Here is a 26,584-nt window from a genome sequence, read left to right as displayed (position 1 = left end):
TTAGTGAACTTCTTTTTTAGATTTAAACTCATTCATCATATCAATAAACTCATCAAATAGATAGTTTGCATCTTCAGGACCTGGACTAGCTTCCGGGTGATACTGAACCGAGAAGCAAGGATGTATTTTGTGTTTTACACCTTCGTTGGTTCTGTCATTTAGTGCTATGTGAGTTTCTTCAAGATCAGTATTCTTTAAAGATTCCTGATCTACAGCATAACCATGGTTTTGAGAGGTAATGCTTACTTTATTTGTTTTAAGGTCTAATACAGGGTGATTTCCTCCTCTGTGCCCAAATTTCAATTTGAATGTCTTTGCTCCACAAGCTAGGCTTATCAGCTGATGCCCCATACAAATTCCAAAGATTGGAACTTTTCCTAAAAGACCTCTGATCATTTCAAGAGCATGTGGTACATCTTCCGGATCACCAGGACCGTTAGACAACATAATCCCATCCGGGTTAATCATCATGATTTCTTCGGCTGTGATATCCTGAGATACAACTGTTACATCACAATCTCTCTGAGTGAGTTCTCTAAGGATTCCCAGTTTTGCACCAAAGTCTACTAAAACTACTTTTAACCCTCGTCCCGGGCTTGCATAGTTGGTTTTGGTAGATACAGCTTCAATCTGGTTAGTTGGGAATGTTGTAGCTTTTAGCTTTTCAACAACAGCTTGTTCATCTGCATTCTCATCAACGATTTTTCCTTTAACAACACCTTTGCTACGGATAAGTCTCGTAAGCTTTCTGGTATCGATTCCGGAGATTCCACTCAGGTTTTTGTGCTTAAAGAATTCATCCAGATCCATTTGGCTGCGGAAGTTAGAAGGGAAATCACAAACTTCTTTCACAATTAATCCTTTCATAGCAGGTTCGATAGATTCATAATCGTCTCTGTTGATACCGTAATTCCCAATTAACGGATATGTCATACATACGATCTGACCACAATATGAAGGGTCTGAAATAAGTTCCTGATAGCCGGACATACCGGTATTAAAAACTACTTCTCCTTCTGTGTCTACATTGGCACCGAATCCCACCCCGTGGAAAACTTCGCCACTTTCTAATATTAGCTTTTTCTTCATTTTATTTTCCTGTACAATGTACAATCCATGTTGTACACTATATTTTTATATTAAATTATTTGCTTTCTTCTTTTCTTACTTATATAGTTTTGAATGTGTAGCCTTTTGCTTCCAGCTCGTCTTTTAAAATAGCCATTCTTGCAAAAACACCGTTCTTCATCTGAGTGAAGATTCTTGAGCGTTTACATTCTACGAGAGTATCATCTATTTCCACGCCTCTGTTTATTGGAGCCGGATGCATGATAATAGCATTAGGTTTCATTGTTTTCTCGCGCTCTAATGTCAACCCGTACCTCTTATGGTATTCTGCATCTGTATAGCTCATCTTATCATCATGCCTTTCATGCTGGATTCTAAGAAGCATTAGTACATCCACATCTTTTATAAGCTCATCCAAAGGTTGATAAGTACCATTGATAATAGCGCCTTCATCAAACCATTTGGATGGACCTGAAAAGCTAACCTTTGCTCCCAGTTTTCTTAAAGCCTGAGCATTTGAGTTGGCAACACGGCTATGCTTCACATCGCCCACGATACCAACCTTTAGTCCTTCAAAGCTTCCAAACTCTTGTTTGATTGTCAACAAATCCAACAATGACTGACTTGGATGGTTTCCTTTACCGTCACCACCGTTGATGATCGGAATATTAATATTTTCCAGCTGATCAAAGTAATGGTCTTCTTTATGACGAATGACCACAATGTTTACCCCTATAGATTCTATTGTTTTTACAGTATCATATAAGCTTTCTCCTTTGTTAACCGAACTCGTCATTGCTTCAAAAGGCACGACTTGTAGTCCGAGTTTTCTTTCAGCCATATCAAAACTTGTTTTGGTACGGGTACTGTCTTCGAAGAACATGTTTGCGCAAAAGCAATCACCTACAATTTTAGCTTGTTTACCATTAGCAAATTCAGCAGCTTCTTCGAGAATTTTTTCAATCTTTTCTGTACTTAGTTCGGTTATTGTTAGCATATTATCTATAGTTTAAGCATAAAAAAAACGAAGACCAAAAAGCCTTCGTTTTAAAAAATAAATATCTTTATGGCTGGTAAGCCATCAAATTTCACGTCTTGTACTTGTATAGTAGGGTGCAATGTTTCCATTGGGTGCAAATATACAACAAAATTTTAATGCTAAACAAATAATACTCCTTAAAAAAGGTTAAATTTTATCATAAATATTGGTTATAAAAGATTTATCCGCTTAAAAGGCATATTAACAGAAAAGTTATATCTGCAATTACTGAAAAATCACTAACTTTCTTCTTCGAATTGATTAAAAACAAAAATCTATAATCCATGAGTAACAACTATAAGGTGCACAACCTTCCTGAGTATTTTAAACAGTATAAAAAATCCATTAAAAACCCTAAAAAATTCTGGGACAAAATTGCAGACGAAAACTTCGTATGGTACCAAAGATGGAGCAAAGTTTTGGAATATGACATGGAAGAAGCCGACATCAAATGGTTTAAAAATGCAAAACTGAATATCACTAAAAACTGTCTGGACAGACACCTTAATGAAAGAGGAGACAAAACGGCTATAATCTGGGAACCAAACGACCCCAAAGAAGAGGCTCAACATATCACTTACAAAGATCTGCATGAAAGAGTATGCAAAATGGCCAATGTACTAACTGAACTGGGAGTAGAAAAAGGCGATCGTGTATGCATATACTTACCTATGATTCCGGAACTGGCAGTAACAATGCTTGCCTGTGCAAAGATGGGGGCTGTACATTCTGTTATTTTTGCCGGCTTTTCTTCTTCAGCCATAGCTTCCAGAGCACAGGATTGTGGCGCTAAAGTAATTGTATGTTCGGATGGCAGCTATAGAGGGAACAAAGCCCTCGACCTTAAAGGTATTGTAGATGAGGCTTTGGATAATCATGACACAGGCATTGACAAAGTATTGGTGGTAAAACGTACCAATACTGAGGTTAAAATGAAAGAAGGAAGAGATTTCTGGTTGGATGATTATTACGAAAAAGCATCTTCCGATTTTGTTACCAAAGTAATGGATGCAGAAGATCCGTTATTTATACTTTATACATCCGGTTCTACCGGTAAGCCAAAAGGCATGTTGCATACATGTGCAGGATACATGGTATATACGGCTTATACCTTTAAGAATGTATTCGATTATCAGGAAAATGATATTTACTGGTGTACCGCAGATATAGGCTGGATCACAGGACATTCTTATATATTATATGGTCCTCTGTGTAATGGTGCTACCACTATTATTTTCGAAGGAGTTCCTAGCTATCCGGAAGCAGACCGCTTCTGGCAGGTAGTTGAGAAACATAAAGTAACCCAATTCTATACTGCGCCAACAGCTATCCGTTCTCTGGCTAAAGAGACCTCCGAATGGGTAGACAAGCATGACCTTAGCAGCCTAAGAGTTATCGGTTCCGTTGGTGAACCAATTAACGATGAAGCATGGCACTGGTATAATGACCATGTAGGAAAGAAAAAGTGTCCTATAGTAGATACCTGGTGGCAAACGGAGACTGGTGGTATCCTTATATCCCCTATTCCATTTGTTACACCTACTAAACCTACCTACGCAACTTTACCGCTTCCGGGAGTTCAGCCTGTATTAATGGATGATAAGCGTAATGAAATTACCGGAAATCAGGTTACCGGAAACCTTTGTATCCGCTTTCCTTGGCCGGGAATAGCGCGTACAATATGGGGAGACCACCAACGTTATAAAGAAACTTATTTCTCAGCTTTTCCTGGCAAATATTTTACAGGTGATGGTGCATTAAGAGATGAAGTTGGCTATTACCGTATTACAGGGCGTGTAGATGATGTTATTATTGTATCAGGGCACAACCTGGGTACTGCACCAATTGAAGATAGCATCAACCTTCACCCTGCTGTTGCTGAATCTGCAATCGTAGGTTACCCTCATGATATTAAAGGAAATGCATTATACGGCTATGTAATCCTTAAAGAAACTGGTGAAAACCGTGATAAAGATAATCTGAAAAAAGAAATCAATCTCCTGATTGCAGATAGTATTGGTCCAATTGCCAAACTGGACAAAATTCAGTTTGTGTCGGCACTTCCAAAAACCCGTTCAGGAAAAATTATGAGAAGGATTTTAAGAAAGATCGCTGAAGGAGATTTCAGTAATTTCGGGGATATCTCAACATTATTAAATCCTGAGATTGTAGAAGAAATAAAGAATGAACGTATTGAATAATATTTTATTACTATTATATAATATTTTTTAATAACTTTATAGAGGATTAAAAAAATCTTTGCCATGTCTAATATCATAACCGGATTATTTAATAATCAACGCGACTACAAAAAACTGGAGACCGACCTGGAAAACTCCGGATTTAGTAATTCAGATTATATTGTATATCTGAACGAAGATGTGAATGCTAATTATATGGCCAGCGTTGTGATCAAAACCGATAGTGAAGCTGAAAAAGCTAAACTGGTTTTCGATCAGAATAATGTGCTAAAAGTTTATTGGTTTGAAAATATGACCATTGACGATGCTAAAAGTTATGAAAATCTGAAAAAAGAAATCGATGTAAGGAATAAATATCAGATTCATAGCTTTCCAGATCTTAAGTTTAAGTCTTCAAGTGAAGGAATGGGATCTGAAGTTAAATCTTAATTTTTTTTACTACTCTTAATGAATTACTCCGCAGGATTTTTCCTGCGGTTTTTTTTATTTCGCTCTTCATATTTAGCAACTAAATTACACGTATTCGTTTTTTAATAGGTTACATTCATTTGATTTCCTTTATCTTTGATTGTATATACTAGTTTATGAAGAAGATTCTTTTTGGAGCAGCAATACTTTCAGTATTTATAGCCAATGCCCAGCAAAAAACCTATGCCAATCCTGTAAATGTAGATTATGGCTACACGCCTATTCCTAATTTTGCAACACAGGGAAAGCACAGGGCTACTGCCGATCCTGTAATCGTTACTTTCAAAGGAAAATATTTCATGTTTTCGACAAACCAGTGGGGCTACTGGTGGAGCGATGATATGCTGAACTGGAAATTTGTCTCCCGTAAATTCCTTCTTCCACAACATAAGGTATATGATGAGTTGTGTGCACCAGCTGTCTTTGTAATGAAAGATGCTATGTATGTTATTGGTTCTACTCACAATCCTGATTTCCCTATCTGGAAAAGTACAGATCCCACAAAAGACAACTGGGAAATTGCTGTAAAAGAATTTAAAGTAGGTGCATGGGATCCTGCCTTCCATTATGATGAAGATACAGACAAGCTTTATTTATACTGGGGCTCCAGTAACGCCTACCCTATTTTGGGAACAGAGATTAATACCAAGACTTTACAATCTGAAGGTTATGTAAAACCTCTTTTAGGGCTAGAGCCTTCAGAGCATGGCTGGGAAAGATTTGGAGAATACAATGACAACACCTTTTTGCCACCTTTTATAGAAGGCGCATGGATGACTAAGCATAATGGAAAATATTACCTGCAGTATGGTGCTCCGGGAACAGAATTCAGTGGTTACGGAGATGGTGTCTATGTAAGCGACAAACCATTGGAAGGTTTCACTTACCAAAGCCATAATCCTTTTTCTTACAAACCTGGCGGATTTGCCAGAGGAGCCGGACACGGCGCTACATTTGAAGATAATTACAAAAACTGGTGGCATATTTCTACTATAGTTATATCGACTAAAAACAACTTTGAAAGGAGAATGGGTATCTGGCCTGCCGGATTCGACAAAGATGATGTTATGTACACCAATACAGCCTATGGTGACTATCCTACTTACCTTCCACAATACGCACAGGGAAAAGACTTCAGCAAAGGGCTTTTTGCCGGATGGATGCTGCTCAATTATCAGAAGCCTGTTCAGGTTTCCTCTACTCTAGGTGGCTTTCAGCCAAATCTCGCAGTAGATGAAGACATTAAAACCTATTGGAGTGCAAAAACAGGAAATGCCGGAGAATGGTATCAGACAGATTTAGGTGATATCTCTACAGTCAACGCCATACAGATCAATTATGCCGATCAGGATGCCGAGTTTTTAGGCAAAACACTAAACAAGATGCATCAGTATAAGATTTATGCTTCTAATGACGGAAAATCCTGGAAAACAATTGTAGACAAAAGCAGAAACCAAAAAGATGTACCACACGATTATATAGAACTGGAAACTCCGGTGAAAGCACGTTTTCTGAAAATGGAAAACCTGAAAATGCCTACAGGAAAGTTTGCTTTAAGTGGATTCCGTGTATTTGGTAAGGGAGCCGGAGAAAAACCATCGGCAGTAGAAAACTTTGCTGCACTCCGAGCAGAACCAAGAAAAAATGCTGATAGAAGAAGTGTATGGTTTAAATGGAAACAAAATGATCTGGCAGATGGTTATGTTATCTATTTTGGTAAATCTCCGGACAAATTATACGGAAGCATTATGGTGTATGGTAAGAATGAATATTACTTTACCGGAGCCGATAAGAGCGATGCCTATTACTTCCAGATTGAAGCATTTAATGCTAATGGCATTTCGGAAAGAACACCGGTAATGAAATCAGAGTAAAAAATGGCTGTACTACAGATAATTTTTGAAATTTTATCGGTATTGGCAGTCGCAAGTGTGCTGATTCCGTTTATTAAAAACGATTACTGGACCTTTCGGATTTTTGATTACCCAAGATTTCAAAAATTCGTTATTCTTATTACCCTTTCCATAGTTTGGCCTTTCATATTCCAGGAACCTAATAACTTTCAGAAAGCTCTTTTAGGGCTTCAGATTTTATGCGTTCTTTATCTCGTTTATCTCATTCTTCCCTATACCTTTTTAGGCAAGAAAATGATTGACAGAACAGTTCCGAAGTCTGGAGAGAAAGCATTGAATTTATTGGTTTGTAATGTCTATCAGGATAACACTAATCACACAAAACTTTGCCAGCTAATCGAATCCAAAGATCCGGATATTGTATTTCTTCTGGAAACAGATAATCAATGGAAAACTGGCCTAAAAAAAGCTACAGATAAATATACCTATAAAATTGAAGTACCGTTAGATAACACTTATGGTCTATTGTTTTACTCGAAGTTAAAATTAATACATTCAGAAGTCAGATATCTGGTCAGTAAAGAGATTCCTTCAATCATCGCAGATGTAGAATATAATGACAATGTGGTACGGCTTTATGGTATACATCCCACGCCCCCGGTTCCGCAGGAAAATGAAGAAAGCACTGAACGAGACGCCGAAATTCTTCTGGTAGGTAAACAGGCAAAAGAGTATGCAAAACCAGCTATTGTTTTTGGGGATTTGAATGACGTTGCCTGGTCGCACATTACAAAATTATTTCTAAAAACAAGTGGATTATTAGATGCCCGCAGAGGCCGTGGAATGTACAATACTTTTCATGCAAAATACTGGTTTCTGAGATGGCCTCTTGATCATTTTTTTATAAGTCCGCACTTCCGTTTAGTCAATATGAAAGTTGAAAAATCTGTTGAATCCGATCACTTCCCTATTAGTCTCTCTTTAGTCATAAGATCACAGGATAAGAGTGAAAAATTTGATGTTAATGCTGAAGATCATGCTGAGGCACAGGAAAAAATTGAAGAAGGTCTGGAAAAAGGAGATGCAAATAATTAAAAACAAGCATTTTGATTTACATTAAAGTAGATAGATAAATAAATTACCCTAAAGCTTTCTGAAAAAACAGATAAATCCATACATTTGTGTTATGAAAATAGCATTCCTCGGGCCTCAAGCCTCATTTACCCAGCTAACCGCTACCCAAATTTTCCCAAATGAAGAACTGATTCCACAATCCAGCATTCTGGACTGTTTTCTGGCGGTTAAAAATGATTTGGTAGACAAAGCTGTAGTTCCTTTAGAAAACTCTATTGAAGGAACTGTTTCTATGACTCTGGATTATCTGTACGACACCAGTAATATTGTTATAGAAGCCGAAGCTGTAATGCCTATTTCACATCAGTTGATGATTCATCCTTCTCATGATAGCAATGAGGAAATTGAGAAGATTTATTCACATCCTCAGGCACTTGCGCAGTCTTACCACTTTCTGAACAAAAATTATCCTGAAGTGGTAAAACAGGAATTTGCATCGACAGCCGCTGCAGCTAAAAAGGTTTCAGAAACTCCTGAACGCAAAATTGCGGCGGTAGCAAACTCTTTTGCAGCAAAATTATATGGTTTAAAAATCATCAATAGCAATATTCAGGATTTTGAACAAAACCATACCCGTTTTATTGTTATTTCTAAGAAAAAGGCTGATTGGACAACCGAACTGCCAAAAGTAACGGAAAAGACAAGTCTTTTGGTAACACTTCCTGAAGATCATGCCGGAGGTTTGCATCAGGTATTGTCTGTTTTTGCATGGAGAAAACTAAACCTTAGCAAGATAGAATCCAGAACCCTTAAGACTGGTTTAGGAAATTACTTCTTCTTCATCAATATCGATGGTCCCTGGAAAGAAGTATTGATTAAAAATTCATTTGAAGAACTGGAAAGTATTGGCGCTAATATAAAACCTTTAGGCCATTACTCAGAGTATATGCTGGAAAGCTAGTTTAAGTACGAAATACAAAGTTAGAAGTACGAATTTAGAAATAAGAATATTCTTGACTTCGTGCTTCTAACTTCTAATCTATTTATATTTTCCCTTCCATTTCTTTTCCTGTTCTGCATCTATTTTCTTCTCGGTAGAGTTATTCCCCGGATTATAGAATTTTGTTCCGGAAAACCCTTCAGGTAAGAATTCCTGATCTACAAAACTACCCTCGTAGCTGTGAGCGTACTTGTATTCTTTTCCGTAATCCATTTCTTTCATCAATTTGGTAGGTGCATTTCTCAAATGCAGCGGCACAGGAAGATTTCCAGTTTGCTTTACCAAGCTCATAGCATCGTTAATTGCCATATAAGCCGAATTACTCTTTGGCGACACTGCCAGATATACCGCACATTCGCTTAGAAGAATTCTTGCTTCCGGATTACCGATGACATTAATTGCCTGAAAACAATTATTAGCCATAATAAGAGCATTTGGGTTTGCCAATCCAATATCTTCTGAAGCAGAAATAAGCATCCTGCGGGCAATAAATTTAATATCTTCCCCTCCTACCAGCATTCTGGCCAGCCAATAGACAGCACCATTAGGATCTGAACCTCTTATGGATTTTATAAAGGCAGAGATAATATCATAATGCTGCTCTCCATTTTTATCATAGAGTGCCATATTTTCCTGAAGAACACTTAGTACATCTTCATTCTCAATTTCTGTCTTCTTACTATGGAGAAACTGATTCAGTACAATTTCGACAGAATTAATAAGCTTTCTGGCATCACCACCGGAATACTGGATAAATGCTGCTTTATCTTTTAAGCTGAATTTTGTTCCGGAATCTTTATTGTATCGCTCGACAGCAACATCTGCAAGGTTTTCAAGCTTTTCATAATCTAAAGCTTTTAAAACATAAACCTGGCTTCTTGACAGCAATGCTGATACTACTTCAAAGCTTGGATTTTCGGTCGTTGCTCCGATCAAAACAATCCAGCCTTTTTCTACAGCATGCAACAAACTGTCCTGCTGACTCTTATTGAATCTGTGGATCTCGTCGATAAACAGAATTGGACTTTTGCCTGAGAAAAGATTCTGCTGCTTGGCCTGTTCTATAACTTCACGTACATCTTTGACACCCGAGGACACGGCACTGAGTTTGAAAAATTTCCTTCCGGAATTCTCTGAAATAATCTCTGAAAGCGTTGTCTTCCCAGTTCCCGGAGGGCCCCAGAATATTATAGAATTAAGTGTATCATGCTCTACCATTTTACGTATAGGGCCATTTGGACCGGTTAAATGTTCCTGCCCGATAACTTCATCTAAATTCTTTGGTCGCAGTTTTTCTGCTAAAGGGATATTTGTGCTCATGAAATCAGAATAGAAAGCATAATATTTAATGCTTTAAGTTTCCAAATTTACAGAAATTTCGCCTATTTTTGTGAGTATTAAAGTCGAGAATGTTAAATAAAATACTGATTTTCCCTTTCGTTATGCTGATAAGATTTTATCAGTATGCTATATCACCATGGCTGGGAAAAAACTGCAGATATACACCCACATGCTCGCAATATACACTTGAAGCATTAAAAATACACGGCCTGTTTAAAGGAGGGTATCTGGGTGCCAAAAGAATACTAAGTTGCCATCCATGGGGAGGCAGTGGCTATGATCCTGTTCCCAAGAAACATAAATGTTAATAATAAACTATCTATAAATGAACAATATTCTTCTAAGAATCTACTTATTCGTTTTTGCGTTGTTCGCTCAGGGACTATTCTCTCAGAATCACACTGACGGATTATCCGACGGAACACTGATTGTAAACAAAGAGAAAAAAATACCTGTGAAAATCTTTGCCACTACATCCGGCAGGGATTTCGGAAGCTTCGCTCAGAAACCCCAAAACAGTAACATTCTGATTATTCTGAACAGTTCTGTAAACGAGTATGCTTCTACTCCTGTTTTCGAGGAATATAAAATTCATGGTTACAAGCTTTTGAATAAAAAATTCCAACCGGCAGACACCAGTAATCCAAAAGATTACAAATATTTCTATAAGCCTCTGAATCCGCAAAATGATATAGAGGAAGGGGCGAAAGCTGAACTGGAAACTCCATATAAGATATGGGATCCTTCTGTAGGATTTAAGTTAGGGCCTATTACATTACACTTCTACAGCTTAATGTTCGTTTTTGCATTTGGATTTGGTTATATCCTGATGAAAAGAATATTCAAGATAGATGGTGTAGACCAGAAATACCTGGATCCCCTTTTTACATGGACTTTAATTGGTACAATACTAGGTGCTCGTTTAGGACACGTTATTTTCTATCAGCCAGAATTATTCAAACAAGACTTCTGGTCTGTGTTTTTACCTATTCAGACAAAACCTGAATTCAAGTTTACCGGATTCTCGGGTCTTGCCAGTCATGGTGCTACAATAGCCCTAATCCTTACAACACTTTACTATTCCTATAAAATTATCAAAAAGAATCCTTTCTGGGTTTATGACAGACTTGGAATTGTAGTTGCTCTAGGTGGTGCTTTTGTAAGAATGGGGAACTTCTTCAACTCTGAGATTATCGGGAAACAGGTAGACCCTAATTCTCCTTTCGCAATATTATTCCCTCAGCAGAGCAGCGAATATGGTATTACTGTACCTCGCTACCCTAGCCAGTTATTTGAGGCAATAGGTTACGTTCTTTTATTTATCCTTCTTTGGTACCTTTACCGTAAGACTGATAAGAAATATCAGCAAGGATGGCTATTTGGCTTGTTCTTCATTATCTTATGGGCAATCAGATTCTTTGTAGAATTCCTTAAAGAGCCTCAGGGAGATGAGTTTATTCAGTTTGCCGGACTTAATACCGGACAGGTTTTGAGTATTCCTTTTATGCTTGCAGGCTTTGCTATTATGCTTTATTCTAAAAAAAATAAACTGGAAAAATAATTTTTCATTACTTTTGTTGTACAAATAATAAACAAAGCACTATGGGATTTATAAAAGAATTTAAAGAATTTGCAATTAAAGGTAATGCCTTTGATCTGGCAGTAGGGGTAATTATTGGTGGAGCATTCGGTAAAATTGTTACCAGTGTAATCGATGACCTTGTAATGCCAATTGTTGCTGCTATCGCAGGAAAACCTGATTTCAGCAGTATTTATTTTGCAATGGGAAAAGGCTCCGAGCTTATCCCGGCAGGCGCTACTTTGGCTAAGGCTAAAGAACTGGCACCAGATGCAGCAATTTTTGCTTATGGTAACTTTATTACAGTTGCTATCAACTTTTTACTATTAGCTTTTGTAGTATTCTTAATGGTTAAGAGTATTAACAAAATGAAAAAGAAACAAGCAGACGAGCCTGCAGCAGAACCATCTTCTACTGACAAGCTATTGATGGAAATTCGCGATCAATTAAAGAAGAACTAATTACTCTTCTAATCAGATAAAGAAAGGCCGGAATATATTCCGGCCTTTTTTGTACGGTTTTATTAATGGTGAAAGCTATAAAACTAATACAAAAGTTTAAAAAATTTAAACAGTAAATAAATCTTAACTTTCTTTTAAATAAACCTATAAGGTTTGTATATTTTTAATTTTTAAAACAAAAAGACCGAAAGAAAACTTCCGGCCTTTTGTATTTTTATACTGAATGTATTTACGATAAAATTTCGTTGATCTGATCTGCTAATTCTTCTCCAATACGATCCTGAGCTTCTAATGTAGCTGCCCCGATATGCGGAGACAAAGAAATCTTAGAATGTGCTAATATCTTATCTGAAGGAGCTGGCTCATTTTCGAATACATCCAGACCGGCAAAGCGTACTTTACCTGAGTCCAGAGCTTCAATTAGCGCCTCTTCATCTATAACACCACCTCTGGCACAATTAATAAGCATTACACCATCTTTCATCATATCAAGTTGCTCTTTCCCGATTACAAAACCTTTTTGTGCAGGAACATGCAATGTAATAATATCAGCTTCTTTTAGTATCTGTTCAATCGGTTCAGTAATAATATCTACATTGATAGACTGACCATTATAGAAGTCTACTTCGATATTTGCTTTTCCTACAAATGTATCGGCAGCAATCACTTTCATACGAAGTCCAAGAGCAATTCTTGCTACTTCAATACCAATTCTGCCCATACCAATAATTCCTATTGTCTTACCACGCAACTCTATACCACCAGCATAAGCTTTTTTAAGCTTTTCGAACTCGGTATTTCCTGAAGCCGGCATTTGTCTGTTGGAATCATAAAGGAAACGAATTCCGGAGTATAAGTGAGCGAATACAAGCTCTGCAACGGATTCAGAAGATGCTGCCGGAGTATTAATTACTTTTATCCCTTTTTCTCTGGCATATTCTACATCTATATTGTCCATTCCGACACCTCCTCTTCCGATAATCTTTAAAGAAGGACAATTGTCAATAATATCCGTGCGTACCTTTGTTGCACTACGGACTAATAAAACATCGATCTGATTGGTATTAATGTAGGAGATTAGTTCTTCCTGCGGAACTTTATCTGTGATGACCTGAAAGCCATAATTAATTAGTTTTTTTATTCCACTCCCTGAAAGCCCATCGTTGGCTAAAATCTTTTTCATATTAATCTTTAAAAACTTTTATTTTCACTTTCTTTTCTATCATATCTGTAAACTTTCCTTTGTAGCGTGTAGCCTTTACCAGGTGGTTATCTATCCAATGGTAATTCCCACCTCTTGGCTTGCCCAAAAGAACACTATGAAACTTAAATCCATTATCTCTCAGCCATGTTTCGGTAATTTCCCGTAAATCCTCGGTTCTGGATGTAAAAAAGCAAATCTGGTGCCCTTCGTCGTACCATCTGTTGATGGTTGCAAGCGCGTCCGGAAACGGCTTACATGTTTTCATCCTTTCCGGTTCTTCATTCGGGACATCGTCCGTAATCGTTCCGTCGATATCAATAAGATAATTGATAACTCCATCTTTCAGCATCGGGCTGAGATGGTCTTTGAATTCTAGTTCCATAGTTTTAGTTTAACGTTCATATCTCGCTTAAAATTGTCCTCCTCCTACGGCTCTGTAAAAATTAGCAGAAGCCACCAACTGTTGCAGTTTATCATTTACTCCAGCAAGTTGTGCTGCCAGTAAATTCTGCTCAGACGTTAATACATCGGTATAATTAGTTTTAGAAGTATATTTTAGCAACTCCATATTGAAATCAACAGCCTTCGCCAGTGTTTCAATTTGTTGCTTTCTGGTGTTTTCTTTAGCTACAGCCATTTGGTATGAATACAAAGCATTCGATACTTCAGTTCCGGCTGTAATTACGCTTTTCTCATAAGTAAGATAAGCTTGCTCTTTTTGAGTTTCAGAAACCTTAACCTGAGTTCTTTTGGTTCCTTTACCTAAAATAACCTGGCTAAGAGCTCCGCTGGCGGAATACATAAAGGAATCTCTGAATAAATCCTTTATTTTCAGAGAAGACAGTCCAAATGCTGCCGTGATGTTAAGCGCAGGAAAAACATCTGCTTTAGCCACATTCAAAGCTTCAAATGTCTGCTGATAGTTGTACTCTGCCATCTGCACATCCGGTCTGTTTCTTACCATCTGTAAAGGAACTCCTGTTTTCAGATCTGAGTAAACAGCTTGTCCGTCTATGCTGCTTCTTTCAATTTCTAAAGGCGGCTCGCCCATCAGCAGAGACAGCGCATTTTCGGTAGTTTTAATATTCAGTTCAATATCCGGAACCGAAACCTGTGCAGCATATAAATTGGCCTCACTCTGAGCAACATCTGCTCCCGTTAAGATTGCACCTTCTTTTAATGCCTTAATGGTTTCAAGTTGTTTCTTTCTGATATCGATAGTCTGATTGGTTATTTCAAGCTGCTTGTCAAAAGCCAACAACTGATAATAAAGCGTAGCTGCCTGTGCTACCAATTGGGTCTGAACAGCTCTTTTGGATGCATCACTGGATAAAAGCGTTGCATAAGCAGCTCTCTTAGCAGAAGCCAGCTTGCCCCAAACATCGATTTCCCAACCGGTATTAATACCTAATTGAAAGTTTTCAATATGATGTGTAGGGAAAAGCGGATTAACCTGTGCTGCCGGACTATTTTTTGAGATCGTAGCTGTCGGACCTCCGTTTATAGTTGGCAAAAAGGCCATCTGACTTTGTTTGAAATAAGCGTCAGATTGCTGAATTCTGGAAATTGCAATTTTCAGATCCAGATTATTCTGAACTGTTTTTCTGATAATATTCTGTAGATTGGCATCCGTGAAAATCTTATCCCAGGATACGTTTGCAGTAGACAAACTATCCTGAGCATTGATTTCTTTACCATATAATCGGTTTAGCTTTTCATTTGAAATTTCAGGTTTATGGTACGGATCGGTTACTTTACATGAAACAACCAGCATCGACGCAGCACCTGCAAAAAGCCATATATTATTTATTCTTTTCATGTTTTAATCTGTTAGTTTTGGTACATCCGCACTTTCTTCGTTCTTAATAGAAATCTTCTCGTGTAAGAACTGGAACACGACAAATAATACTGGTATAAAGAATACTCCGAAGATTGTTCCGAAAAGCATCCCTCCGATCGCCGCAATACCAATAGCATTGTTACCAACTGCTCCAGCTCCCGCAGCAATGGCCAATGGTATAAGACCAAATACAAAGGCAAAAGATGTCATAAGGATCGGACGTAATCTTTGCTGTGCTCCTCTTAGTGCAGCTTTACCAATAGATAAACCTTTTAATCTTGCTGCATGGGCAAACTCGACAATAAGAATCGCGTTCTTCGCCAATAGACCAATAAGCATGATCAGGGAAATCTGTGTATAAATGTTATTAGATGTTCCGGTAATCCAGGTAAAGAATAATGCACCTGCTAAACCAAATGGCAATGATAGCATTACGGCAAACGGAAGCATATAACTTTCATACTGTGCACAAAGAAGGAAGTATACGAAGATACAACATAGTGCAAAGATGATAACCGTTTGACTACCCGCGCTCATTTCTTCTCTTGTTAACCCGGAAAACTCATATCCATAACCAGATGGTATTACCTGTGCAGCAACTTCCTGAACAGCCTGGATAGCATCACCCGAACTGTATCCCGGATTTGGTGTACCATTTACCGTAACAGCAGTAAACAAGTTGAAACGGCTGATACTCTGTGGTCCGTATACTCTCTTCAGTGTAACGAATCTGCTTACCGGCGCCATAGCACCTGTACTGCTTCTTACTTTCATTACATCAAAGCTTTCTACGTTTGCTCTCTGATTAGGTGGTGCCTGATAAATTACACGGTACTGTTTACCAAACAAGTTAATATTGGAAGCGTATACCCCACCAAAATATCCTTGAATTACATTCAATACATCTGATACCGAATAACCTGCATTTTTAATGGATGCTACATCCACATCAATAAGGTATTGTGGAAAGTTAGGGTTAAATGATGTATAAGCATTTTGTATTTCCGGTCTTTTCTTTAGAGCATCGATGAAGTCATTGGTTACTTTATTCAGATCATCAATTGTACCTCCCTTCTGATCCTGAAGCTGCATTTCAAAACCTGCAGCGTTACCAAACCCCTGAAGAGTTGGTCTTCCGAAGAAAATAATACGTGCATCTTTAATACCTGCAGTTTGCGCATACAGTTTTCCAAGTACAGCATCCTGAGATTCACCTTTACCGGTTCTCTGTGCCCATGGTTTCAATTTTACAATGACCATCCCGTAGTTACTACCCGTACCACTGATCATCCCCCTTCCGGAAATTTTCATAATGTGGTCTACTTCTGGCATTTTAGATACTACTTTCTCAATCTGTGACAATACTTCTTCGGTTCTTTCCTGTGAAGCTCCTAATGGCAAAGCAATATCCGAGAATATCCCTCCCATATCTTCACTTGGTACGAAAGCTTTAGGTGTAGATACCATCAGCCAGCCAAATAACCCTGCAAAACCTAATAAAGCAATTAATGTAAGCCACTTCCTTCTAAGAAGGAAACTAACACCATGAGTATACTTCATTGTAGTCGCTGTAAATGCAGTATTGAAGTTGGAGAAGAAACGCTGCATAATATTTTTCTTATGCTCCTCACCATGATCTGCATGTGGCTTAAGGAATATTGCACAAAGCGCAGGACTCAGCGTTAATGCATTTACTGCCGACAGTACAATAGAAATTGCAAGTGTTAAACCAAACTGTTTATAGAAAACCCCGGCAGAGCCACTGATAAAACTCACCGGTACGAATACTGCAGACATTACAAGTGTAATACTGATGATAGCTCCGGAGATGTCATTCATCGCAGAAATAGCTGCACGCCTAGGTGATTTTTCACCCTGCTCTAACTTGGAATGAACGGCTTCAACGACGACAATAGCATCATCCACAACAATACCTACTGCAAGAATTAATGCGAATAAGGTAAGAAGGTTGATCGTAAATCCAAAGAGATTCAGGAAGAAGAAAGTACCGATAATTGCTACTGGTACAGCTATCGCCGGAATCAATGTAGATCTCCAGTCCTGAAGGAATATAAATACAACGATGAATACAAGGATAAAGGCTTCAAATAAGGTATGAAGTACTTTTTCAATTGAGGCATCCAGGAATTCATTGGCATTTACCATTGTTGTATAGGTAATTCCCTTAGGGAAAGATGTTGAGGCATTGTCTAATACTGCCACACAACCGTTGATAACTTCCTGGGCATTGGATCCTGCCGTCTGTGCTACAGCAACCCCGATAGCAGCCTGTCCGTCTGTAAAGGTATTCCCGGAATAATCCTGAGCTCCTAATTCTATTTTGGCAACATCTTTAAGTCTTAAGACTTGTCCGCCAATATTTCCTTTTAATACTATATTCTCAAATTCGGCTGTACTGGTAAGACGGCCTTTATATTTCAGTGTGTATTCAAAACTCTGTTTTCCCTGCTCTCCCATTTTACCCGGGGCAGCTTCAATGTTTTGCTCATTAAGGACTGCACCAATATCACTAGGAACTAGCCCATAAGCAGCCATTTTATCAGGATCCAGCCAGATTCTGATAGAGTAATCTTTTGTCCCGAATACGGTTACATCACCAACCCCGTTTACCCTTTTCATTCTTGGGATGATGTTGATGTTGATGTAGTTCTGTAAAAATACCTGGTCGTATTGCGGATTATCACTCTTCAGTGTATAAATTAATACGTTGGAACTCTGTCTTTTTACAACCGTTACCCCGGCCTGCGTTACTTCACGGGGTAGTAAACTATTGGCACGGGAAACCCTGTTTTGTACGTTTACTGCAGCAATATCAGGATTTACACCTTGCTTGAAGAATACAGAAACAGATGCTGATCCTTCGTTGGTTGCAGAAGAAGACATGTAGGTCATCCCCTCTACACCATTAATTTGCTCTTCCAGCGGAATAATAACACTCTTTAGTACTACATCCGCATTCGCTCCCATGTAGTTGGCATTCACAACTACTGTGGGCGGAGCAATGTCAGGATATTGAGATACCGGCAGACTCACAATACCTAAAATACCTAATATCACAATGATAATAGATATTACGGTAGAGAGTACCGGTCTTTCTATATATTTTCTAAACATAATTTTAAATGAGATTATAAGGATTCCTCCTTATGATTAATATTAGTTAGCTTTTGGAGTAATAGCGGTAAGACTGGTTTGTTTAGGAACAATTTCAGTTCCGTCTTTCAGTATACCAACTCCTTCCACAACAACTTTATCACCAGCCTTAAGTCCAGATTCCACGGCATAGCTTACACCATCCGGAAGACGAACTACTTTTACTTCTGTTGATTTTACTTTGTTGTCAGCTCCTACTATATAAGCAAAGGTTTTACCCTGCATTTCGTAAGTAGCTTTCTGTGGAATAATAATTACTTTTTCCAGATAGGTAGGGAGCTTAAGCGTAGCACTGTATCCACTTCGGATAAGTCCGTTTTCGTTTGGAAAAGTCGCACGCATCATAAATGATCCGGTCTGAGGATCCACCTGACCGCTCATAGATTCGATTTTTCCTTTTTCTCTATATTCACTACCATCTGATAAAACTAAACTAACATTAGGTGCATTTTTCAGCTTCTCTGTAATACTTCCTCCTGTTGCATGTTTCAGAAATTCTAATACTTCTTTTTCGTTAGCCGAGAAATAAGCATAAATACTTCCGATATTAGATACCGTCGTTAACGGCTCCTGTGTAGCACTGTTTACATAACTACCATGACGATATGGCAATGTTCCTACATAACCGGTTACCGGGCTGGAAATCATTGTATAACCTTCATTCACTTTGGCATTTGTTAAATTAGCCTGTGCCTGTGCAAGGTTAGCCTGCTTTGCCTGTAATGCCAGCTGAGCAGCCTGAAGTTCGTACTTGGAAATGATATCCTTATCTACCAATGGTTTGGTCTTCGTTACCTGCATCTGAGCTGTAGCAACATCTGCCTGCGCACTTCTTATGGCAGCTTCTGCAACCCTTACCTGCTGCTCATACTGTGGATTTCGGATTCTGAAGAGAGCCTGTCCCTGCTTCACATATGCCCCTTCATCTATATAAATATCTTCTATAAATCCATCAATTTTCGGACGTATTTCGATATTTTGTTTTCCCTGCAAACGTGCAGGAAACTCTTCATAGACTGTAGCTGGCCCTTGTTCTACTGTTATGAACTGGTATGGTTGAGGTTTTTGTTGCTGCTGTGCCGCAGCCGCTTTTGGGTCTCCTTTACCGCAAGAAACATTCAGTGTTAACAAAAACAAACCTGATGCTGCGATAAGTGTATTTTTCTTTATCGTCATAATAAATATTAGTTTTCAAGCAAACAAATTTATTAAAAAAACATCCAAAAATTATAAGTTTAACGAATATTTTGATTAGGAAAATCAATTGATTATAGCTATTTTTGCTCCTAAATGGAAGAGAAAGTTGTACTTGTAAACCCAAACGATGACGTACTGGGTGTAATGGAAAAGATGCAAGCCCACCAGAACGGGCTATTACACAGGGCCTTTTCAGTATTTTTGTTTAATCAGGAAGGCAAAATGCTATTACAGCAAAGAAGTTCAACCAAATACCACTCTCCTGACAAATGGACTAATGCATGTTGTTCGCATCCTCGCGAAAATGAGACTTATTTAGATGGTGCTAAAAGAAGAATCCATGAAGAATTAGGTATCAATTGTGAACTGGAAGAAAAATTCCATTTTATTTATAAGGCAGATGTAGGACAAGGTTTATGGGAACATGAACTGGACCATGTTTTCATCGGAACTTATAATGGTGAATACCAGTTAAACCCTGATGAAGTTTCTGCTATACGTTTCGTTACCATGGAAGAGCTGGACGAAGAGATTGCTAATAAGCCCGAGCTTTTCACAGAATGGTTTAAAATTATCTGGGACGAATACAGACACCACCTATAACAGACAATCAACAAAATTATAAATCGAAATAATATTTTAAAATGAAAAGAACAGCACTTTTTGACAAGCATGTTTCTCTTGGTGCCAAGATCGTTCCTTTTGCTGGCTTCGAAATGCCTGTACAGTATTCCGGAGTTACTGAAGAACATTTTGCGGTACGTGAAAAGGCCGGTATGTTTGACGTAAGTCACATGGGACAATTTTTTATTGAAGGACCGGGAAGTAAGGAACTTCTTCAAAAAGTTACCACTAATAATGTAGATACATTAGAAGATGGTAAAGCACAATATTCTTGCCTTCCGAATGAAAATGGCGGAATTGTAGATGATCTTATTGTATACAAGATTGCTGATGAGAAATACTTTGTTGTAGTAAATGCTTCCAATATTGATAAAGACTGGAATCACATTTCTAAATACAACACTTTTGGTGCTAAGATGACGAATGCATCAGATGACATGTCTCTTATTGCTATTCAGGGGCCTAAAGCGACTGAAATTTTACAGAAGTTAACAGATACTCAGTTAGCTGATATTCCTTACTACAACTTCACTATTGGTGCTGTAGCAGGTGTTCAGGATGTAATTATTTCCAATACAGGTTATACAGGGTCAGGAGGTTTTGAAATTTATTTCAAAAACGAAAATGCTGAAAAATTATGGGATGCATTGACTGAATCCGGAGAAGAGTTTGGAATGATTCCTTGCGGATTGGCTTCCAGAGATACACTAAGACTGGAAAAAGGATTCTGCCTGTATGGTAATGATATAGATGATACAACCTCTCCTATTGAAGCTGGTCTTGGCTGGATTACTAAATTCGATAAAGATTTTGTTTCTAAAGAAGTTTTTGCAAAACAAAAAGAAGAAGGTATCACCAGAAAACTTGTAGGTTTTGAAATGCAGGAGAAGGCTATTCCAAGACATGATTATGAAGTAGTAGATGCTGAAGGTAATGTTATTGGTAAAGTAACTTCCGGAACAATGTCCCCAATGAAAAAAATTGGAGTTGGATTAGCTTATGTTGCAAAGCCTCACTTCAAATTAGGCTCTGACATTTTCATCAGAATCCGTAACAAAGATATCCCTGCAAAAGTTGTAAAACTTCCTTTTGTATAATAGATTACAAATAGCCTGAAAAGGTCATAAATTAAGAATACCCGGAAATTTCCGGGTATTTTTTTATCATAAAATCAGAGATTAAACTTATGCATAAGCGCAACAAGTTCGGCTGTACTCTGGACTTTTAGTTTCCGGTTGATATTTTTTCTGTGAGTTTCCACTGTAAAAACACTTAATTCGAGCAATGTTGCTATTTGTTTGGTAGCATTCCCCTCTTTTATCAAATGTATAATATCCATTTCTCTTGGAGATAATTTATAATGCAGTAAAAAAGGATCCTGATCTTTCATCATATTATTTATCAAAATGTCCTTCGCTACAGGAGGTAAAAAAGTCTGAACCCCATTCTTAGCATTTACAATAGCTTCTTTCAATACTGCAGCTGTCACATCTTTCATAATATATCCTGTAGCTCCAATTTCTTTTGCCTGAGTCATCAACTGGAGGTTGTAATACATACTGATAAACACAATCTTCATTTTCGGGTACAAAGACAAAACTTTTTGTGCTGCTTCTATTCCGTTTAAATAAGGCATATTAATGTCCATCAGAATAATATCTGCAAAAACTGTATTCAGCTTCTGCATAAGCATTTTGCCATCAGTTACCTTACCTGTAACTCTGAACCCCTCCAGAGAATGTACAAGCTGCTCCAGCCCATCGGCAAAAAGAGCATGATCATCCGCTATTATAACGTTTGTAATATTCATTATTGTGTATTTTTCAACGGAACAACAATAATTACAGTTGTTCCTTGTTTATTGTAATCGGTATTTATTTGCCCTCCCAGAAATGCTACACGTGAGTGTATATTTTTTAATCCAATTCCTTTAAGATTATTGTGGTCGTTGAAACCTATACCATTATCTTCAAAAATCAGTGTTACATTTTCATCAGCAATTATCAGATCTATATTAGCCTGAGAAGCTTTTGCATGTTTAATTGTATTGTTGATTAATTCATTTATTATCCTGTACAGTATGACCGATTGTATTTCATTCAATTGCTTATCTTCCCCATCTATATTAAGCCAGAACCGTATAAGAGCAAAACTATTCAGCTCATCAGTTCTGTTCTTTAAAGTCTGGAAAAGACCAATTGTCGAAAAATCTTTGGGTAATAAATCATGAGAAATATTTCTGAGATCAGCCAATGCTTTCTGTGTAATTTCAATGCTCCGTTCATTATGGGGATTATTTATTATATCATGCTGATTGGTAATATGAAGCAATAAAGTACTAAGGGTAGCTCCTAAATCATCATGCAAATCCTGCGCTAGTCTTTTACGTTCTTCTTCCTGAGCAGCAATTATGTTTTGTGTCATCTCAAGTTTCTGGTTTGTAAGTTTTATTGCCAGCTCTTTTTTCTCTTTTTTAAGAACAGAATATCGGTAAATAATACCTGCAAAAATAATCAGTGATTCTATAATTAAACCAATCTGAATACTTGTTGGCGGGGATACCAAAACGGATAAATCATTAGTGGTAAGAATAACATAACAGGTTTTGAAAATACTAGCTGCCAGAAAACATACTGCAGCCAAATAAAACCATCCTGGCCGGAATCCCTGTTTTACCCGTAAAATAGCAGCCCATATTATAGAGATAGCAATTCCGGCAATTGCAATCAGATACAGATTACCCGTTATTTTGATTGCTTTCTGTTGTTCAGAAGACCATAAATCTAATCCGATTTTTGAGATCAGTGAAAAAATTAAAAGCCATTTAAAAAGGTTTAGTATATAATATGACTTGATACTATTTCTTTTCAGTTCCAAAAAAGCAATACCCAATTGTGCCATCAAAATCATGGTTACTGCACCGGCAGAAAACTGAGATATACTGAATATTAGCGGACAATGGGGGAAAAGAAACTGATAATCAGCACCAACACTACTAAGCACCCAAAACAATGCAGCCATTACATAAGCGGCGTACAAATAATGTATTCTGTCCCCCAGAGAAATTCCAAGACACAAATTGATTACCGTATTAAAAAACATAATACCGACAATCACACCTATGATAATATACAACCGCTGCTCTTCTTCTTTAAAAAGTTTATTGCTAATTAACTCCGGAGTTGTACTGAACCGCTCTCCTATTCGTTCAGCCATAATTAAAAAAACAGCAGACTCTCCGGTTTCTAATCTAATAGGAAAAACAAAGTCATGATAAGGGTAATCCCGTGTATCAAATTCTGATTCGGCGCCAGTTTTCATAAACCTTTTAAAACCCGATGAAGTAAGCCTGTAGGCTTCTACATTATTAAGAAAAGGGTAATTGAATTTATAAAAAAGATTATTCTCCGATCCGGATGTATTCTTTATTGTAAATGTAAGCCAGTAATAGTTTCCGGCCACTCCTGAATTTATACTGACTTCAGGAGCAAGTTTTTGTCCTTTTCCATTTTTTAGCAACTGATAAGCTTTATCTGCCGATAATTTTTCTTTTGTCTGAAACCAATATAAATAATTATTAACAGGATATCTGTCTATTCCTGTTACAGCTAAAGTATCATTCACAGATGAAGCATAAACCGGCTGATTTATGCAACAACATAAAAGCAGAAGAACAGCACTTAAATATTTATGGTATAACAACTTCATATTCTGTAAAGTTGATAAAATTTCAGATTATATCTATTACCCAAAAACAGGTAGGTAAGATTATTATTAAAGTTACTCTAAATATACAAAATTGCATAGCTTACTGATACCTGCTTTTGGGTATTGTCCTCCCTTCTCTGCCAAATTAATTTTGTTAGCAGATACCTTTCTGTTATGATCAAAATATATTTTTTTCTGGTTTTATTTTTTTCTGGTTCTCTAATATTATATGCCCAAGAAAAATACCCTTCCGAGTCTAAAGTCTATATCGGGGCGCAAGCCGGTTCTCCATTATTTTGGGGAGATCTTTCTTCTACGGGAGAAAAATTTCGTCCCGGCTATGGCGGAGGCTTATTTGCTGGTTACAGATTTACAGACTGGCTGGCTATTGAGGTCAATACAGATTATATGACCGGTAATATTGGAACTTCCAAATGGCAGACCAATGATTTAATAGACAACCAGGGTGTTATACACTACACTCAGGGGAGTTATAAGCTGGGAGATATTTACAGTAAAATTCGGCTTTCCAGATATGGATTGCGTTTGCCAGTACAGGTATTAAAAATTTTCAGAAATAGCGGAAAATTTAACATAGAAATTGCCCCTCATTTTTTTATCAATGATTTTTCTACAGGAATCTACAACATAAAAAGCAATCAAAAGCTAACAGACGGTACTAAACCCAAATCATTAAGTTACTCTATGGGTGGGGATCTTGGATTTTCATACAGAATTAATAAACAGACAAAACTGTTTCTGCGCTCATCATTCAGTTGGTTAAACGATGATAAATACGACGGGATTAGTACGTATCCGGCATGGAAGGAAAATTTAATGCTTTATACGTCCATTGGCGTTAGCTTCGATATAAACACTCAATAAATAATAATTAAACTATTTGTAACCAATACCATACTATTATGAGCACTAAATTTATTTTCTCTATATGGATGTTTTTGCTGCTGTCTGTCACCTCCTGCCAGCGCACAGACTTCGATGAAATTATGCGCAAACAACAGCAGCAACAAGATCAATTAAACAGCCAGGCAGCACGTATAGCAGCTCTGGAAGCTGCTGTAAAACTCATGAATACTGATATTACTGCCCTAAAAGCAATTACCTCCGCATTGCAACAAAATGTAAGTATTATATCCTACAAAGCGACCTCCACAGGATATACACTTACTATGAGTAATGGTACTACAATTAACCTGAGCAATGGAAAAGACGGAACCAACGGTACGAATGGTACAAATGGAAAAGATGGTGTAAATGCTCCGGCTATAGGAGTAAAACAAGATACCGACGGTCTTTACTACTGGACTTTGGACGGAAACTTTATAATACAAAACGGTAATAAATTACCGGTTACAGGTAAAGACGGGCAAAACGGTTCTAATGGCAGTAACGGCAGCAATGGTACAAATGGTATAACACCTTTATTACAGGTGAATACTACAGCCAATCAATGGATGATAAGCTATGATAATGGAAACAGCTGGCAGATTGTGCGGGACTCCTCAGGAAATCCGGTGCCTGCAACCGGACCATCTGGTCCGAGTGGTCCTACCGGTCCAACAGGCCCACAAGGTCCATCCGGTATACCAGGATTTAGTATTGAAGAAGGTGATGGTATAATAACAGTTACCTATCTGGGAAATTCTTATACATTGGTAAAAGCACAGTGGCAAATTTCCTCTGGAAACTGGCATACCTTATTTGTAAGCCCCGAAGGCAATCTGTATGGGACAGGACAAAACAGCTATGGACAATTAGGTCTTGGTGACAACAATAATCGAAATACCCCTGTATTTATAATGAATAATGTACAGGCAGTAGCCGCAAACGGCTTACATTCTTTAATACTAAAAAAAGATGGCACATTGTGGGCTACAGGTTATAATTATGACGGTCAATTAGGTACCGGGAATAACACCACTCTAAATACACCTGCTCTCATAACAAATAACGTCAAAGCCATAGCTGCCGGTGTCAATTCTTCTTATGCTATTAAAAATGATGGATCTTTATGGTCAACCGGCAATAATCAGTTTGGACAGCTGGGAATTGGAAATCAGCAATACCGCAATGTTATGACCATGGTCACCAATAATGTGGCTGCTGTTTCTGCTACCTACGCTCATACACTTATCCTAAAAACGGATGGTTCTGTCTATGGAACAGGAGCTAATAGCAGCTATCAGCTAGGATTAAGTGACACCAGTAATCAGCTTTATCCGGCCTTTATTACTAATAATGTAAAAGCTGTAGCCACAGGCTACCAAACTTATTCTGTAATTCTAAAAAGAGACAACACTGTTTGGGCTACAGGAGCTAATTTGGCTGGTCAATTAGGTACAGGAAACAATACTCCGCTAAACCAATTTGTACAGGTTGCTGATCAGGTAAAAGCTATAAGTCTGGGTACAAGCCACACTATGATACTCAAAACGAATAACACCTTATGGACCACAGGATCCAATATCTATGGACAACTGGGTATAGGAAGTACAATTAATAGCAATCAATTTACTATGGTTACCGATAAAGTGGCCTTAATAAATGCGGGAGCACAACACTCGGTTATCATGAAAACAGATGGTAGTTTCTGGGCTGCCGGATATAATGATTCCGGACAATTGGGACTAGGTACCACAGGTTCTAATATTACAAGTTTTACTAAAGTAAGTATGCCATAGTAATAATTAATTGTGTTTACTTAAATATTTTTTATAAAAGAGCACCACGAA

22 protein-coding genes are annotated in these 26,584 nt (G+C 37.7%); 12 read left to right on the top strand and 10 right to left on the bottom strand.

Going from position 1 to position 26,584, the window contains the following annotated elements; translation table 11 throughout:
* Together ATE49_RS12790 and ATE49_RS12785 are read right to left on the bottom strand one after the other, a co-directional pair.
* On the bottom strand, positions 1-1,089 hold the full coding sequence (locus tag ATE49_RS12790; protein WP_065082509.1) for a carbamoyl phosphate synthase small subunit: 1,089 nt from the start codon (positions 1,087-1,089) through the stop codon (positions 1-3).
* Between the two features lie 79 nt (positions 1,090-1,168).
* Positions 1,169-2,065: an aspartate carbamoyltransferase catalytic subunit gene (locus tag ATE49_RS12785; protein WP_059155768.1), complete on the bottom strand. Its 897-nt coding sequence runs from the start codon at positions 2,063-2,065 to the stop codon at positions 1,169-1,171.
* A 326-nt stretch (positions 2,066-2,391) separates the two neighbouring features.
* On the opposite strand from ATE49_RS12785, the gene acs reads away from it, so the two are divergent.
* The 5 genes from acs (at position 2,392) to pheA (ending at position 8,664) form a co-directional block, all read left to right on the top strand.
* The gene (gene acs, locus ATE49_RS12780; RefSeq protein ID WP_065082508.1) at positions 2,392-4,308 is read left to right on the top strand and encodes an acetate--CoA ligase; all 1,917 of its coding nucleotides are present in this window, start codon (positions 2,392-2,394) and stop codon (positions 4,306-4,308) included.
* Positions 4,309-4,371: 63 nt separating this feature from the next.
* Positions 4,372-4,737, top strand: coding sequence for a hypothetical protein (locus tag ATE49_RS12775; protein ID WP_034868220.1), 366 nt, complete (start codon positions 4,372-4,374; stop codon positions 4,735-4,737).
* 155 nt (positions 4,738-4,892) lie between these two features.
* On the top strand, positions 4,893-6,650 hold the full coding sequence (locus ATE49_RS12770) for a discoidin domain-containing protein (protein ID WP_065082507.1): 1,758 nt from the start codon (positions 4,893-4,895) through the stop codon (positions 6,648-6,650).
* A 3-nt stretch (positions 6,651-6,653) separates the two neighbouring features.
* On the top strand, positions 6,654-7,724 hold the full coding sequence (locus ATE49_RS12765) for an endonuclease/exonuclease/phosphatase family protein (RefSeq protein WP_065082506.1): 1,071 nt from the start codon (positions 6,654-6,656) through the stop codon (positions 7,722-7,724).
* A gap of 91 nt (positions 7,725-7,815) precedes the next feature.
* On the top strand, positions 7,816-8,664 hold the full coding sequence (gene pheA, locus ATE49_RS12760) for a prephenate dehydratase (RefSeq protein WP_059155763.1): 849 nt from the start codon (positions 7,816-7,818) through the stop codon (positions 8,662-8,664).
* 78 nt (positions 8,665-8,742) lie between these two features.
* Here the strand turns inward: pheA and ATE49_RS12755 are convergent, their stop codons facing one another.
* Positions 8,743-10,023 carry a replication-associated recombination protein A gene (locus ATE49_RS12755; RefSeq protein WP_065082505.1) on the bottom strand — a complete coding sequence of 427 codons (1,281 nt, stop codon included), beginning with the start codon at positions 10,021-10,023 and terminating at the stop codon, positions 8,743-8,745.
* 89 nt (positions 10,024-10,112) lie between these two features.
* Between ATE49_RS12755 and yidD the strand changes: the two genes are divergently transcribed.
* The 3 genes from yidD (at position 10,113) to mscL (ending at position 12,084) form a co-directional block, all read left to right on the top strand.
* Positions 10,113-10,352, top strand: a complete 240-nt coding sequence (yidD, locus tag ATE49_RS12750; RefSeq protein ID WP_059155761.1) for a membrane protein insertion efficiency factor YidD — start codon at positions 10,113-10,115, stop codon at positions 10,350-10,352.
* 407 nt (positions 10,353-10,759) lie between these two features.
* Entirely contained in the window at positions 10,760-11,605 is an 846-nt protein-coding gene (gene lgt / locus ATE49_RS12745) for a prolipoprotein diacylglyceryl transferase (protein ID WP_034868492.1), read from the top strand.
* Positions 11,606-11,646: 41 nt separating this feature from the next.
* Positions 11,647-12,084, top strand: a complete 438-nt coding sequence (mscL, locus tag ATE49_RS12740; protein ID WP_034868209.1) for a large conductance mechanosensitive channel protein MscL — start codon at positions 11,647-11,649, stop codon at positions 12,082-12,084.
* Between the two features lie 229 nt (positions 12,085-12,313).
* Here mscL and ATE49_RS12735 read toward each other — a convergent pair whose 3' ends face one another.
* From ATE49_RS12735 to ATE49_RS12715, 5 genes are read right to left on the bottom strand one after another with little or no spacing between them, the layout of a single operon-like run.
* Positions 12,314-13,267 carry a D-2-hydroxyacid dehydrogenase gene (locus ATE49_RS12735; RefSeq protein WP_065082504.1) on the bottom strand — a complete coding sequence of 318 codons (954 nt, stop codon included), beginning with the start codon at positions 13,265-13,267 and terminating at the stop codon, positions 12,314-12,316.
* Between the two features lies 1 nt (position 13,268).
* Positions 13,269-13,670: an LNS2 domain-containing protein gene (locus ATE49_RS12730; protein WP_009084664.1), complete on the bottom strand. Its 402-nt coding sequence runs from the start codon at positions 13,668-13,670 to the stop codon at positions 13,269-13,271.
* Between the two features lie 27 nt (positions 13,671-13,697).
* Positions 13,698-15,107, bottom strand: a complete 1,410-nt coding sequence (locus ATE49_RS12725; RefSeq protein WP_065082503.1) for a TolC family protein — start codon at positions 15,105-15,107, stop codon at positions 13,698-13,700.
* A 3-nt stretch (positions 15,108-15,110) separates the two neighbouring features.
* Positions 15,111-18,263: an efflux RND transporter permease subunit gene (locus ATE49_RS12720; RefSeq protein WP_065082502.1), complete on the bottom strand. Its 3,153-nt coding sequence runs from the start codon at positions 18,261-18,263 to the stop codon at positions 15,111-15,113.
* 42 nt (positions 18,264-18,305) lie between these two features.
* Complete coding sequence (locus ATE49_RS12715) at positions 18,306-19,478, bottom strand: efflux RND transporter periplasmic adaptor subunit (protein ID WP_065082501.1); 1,173 nt, start codon at positions 19,476-19,478, stop codon at positions 18,306-18,308.
* Positions 19,479-19,592: 114 nt separating this feature from the next.
* Between ATE49_RS12715 and idi the strand changes: the two genes are divergently transcribed.
* Together idi and gcvT are read left to right on the top strand one after the other, a co-directional pair.
* Positions 19,593-20,102: an isopentenyl-diphosphate Delta-isomerase gene (gene idi, locus ATE49_RS12710; RefSeq protein WP_059155756.1), complete on the top strand. Its 510-nt coding sequence runs from the start codon at positions 19,593-19,595 to the stop codon at positions 20,100-20,102.
* A gap of 41 nt (positions 20,103-20,143) precedes the next feature.
* Entirely contained in the window at positions 20,144-21,220 is a 1,077-nt protein-coding gene (gene gcvT, locus ATE49_RS12705; RefSeq protein ID WP_065082500.1) for a glycine cleavage system aminomethyltransferase GcvT, read from the top strand.
* Between the two features lie 74 nt (positions 21,221-21,294).
* Here gcvT and ATE49_RS12700 read toward each other — a convergent pair whose 3' ends face one another.
* Together ATE49_RS12700 and ATE49_RS12695 are read right to left on the bottom strand one after the other, a co-directional pair.
* Positions 21,295-21,933: a response regulator transcription factor gene (locus ATE49_RS12700; protein ID WP_185154899.1), complete on the bottom strand. Its 639-nt coding sequence runs from the start codon at positions 21,931-21,933 to the stop codon at positions 21,295-21,297.
* Positions 21,933-23,831 (bottom strand): sensor histidine kinase, encoded by a 1,899-nt coding sequence (locus ATE49_RS12695; protein WP_260256184.1) that lies wholly within the window; start codon positions 23,829-23,831, stop codon positions 21,933-21,935. The genes ATE49_RS12700 and ATE49_RS12695 overlap by 1 nt, the downstream gene beginning before the upstream one ends.
* A 174-nt stretch (positions 23,832-24,005) precedes the next feature.
* On the opposite strand from ATE49_RS12695, the gene ATE49_RS12690 reads away from it, so the two are divergent.
* Positions 24,006-24,716 carry a porin family protein gene (locus ATE49_RS12690; protein ID WP_065082498.1) on the top strand — a complete coding sequence of 237 codons (711 nt, stop codon included), beginning with the start codon at positions 24,006-24,008 and terminating at the stop codon, positions 24,714-24,716.
* Between the two features lie 38 nt (positions 24,717-24,754).
* A complete protein-coding gene (locus tag ATE49_RS12685) occupies positions 24,755-26,533 on the top strand; it encodes a PL29 family lyase N-terminal domain-containing protein (RefSeq protein ID WP_260256183.1) in 1,779 nt (592 codons plus the stop codon).
* The last annotated feature ends 51 nt before the right edge of the window (positions 26,534-26,584 follow it).

The organism is Elizabethkingia miricola (assembly GCF_001675285.1).
GTDB classification, from domain to species: Bacteria; Bacteroidota; Bacteroidia; order Flavobacteriales; family Weeksellaceae; genus Elizabethkingia; species Elizabethkingia miricola.
The sequence above is the reverse complement of the archived record's forward strand: the minus strand, read 5'-3'. Positions and strand labels throughout refer to the sequence as shown.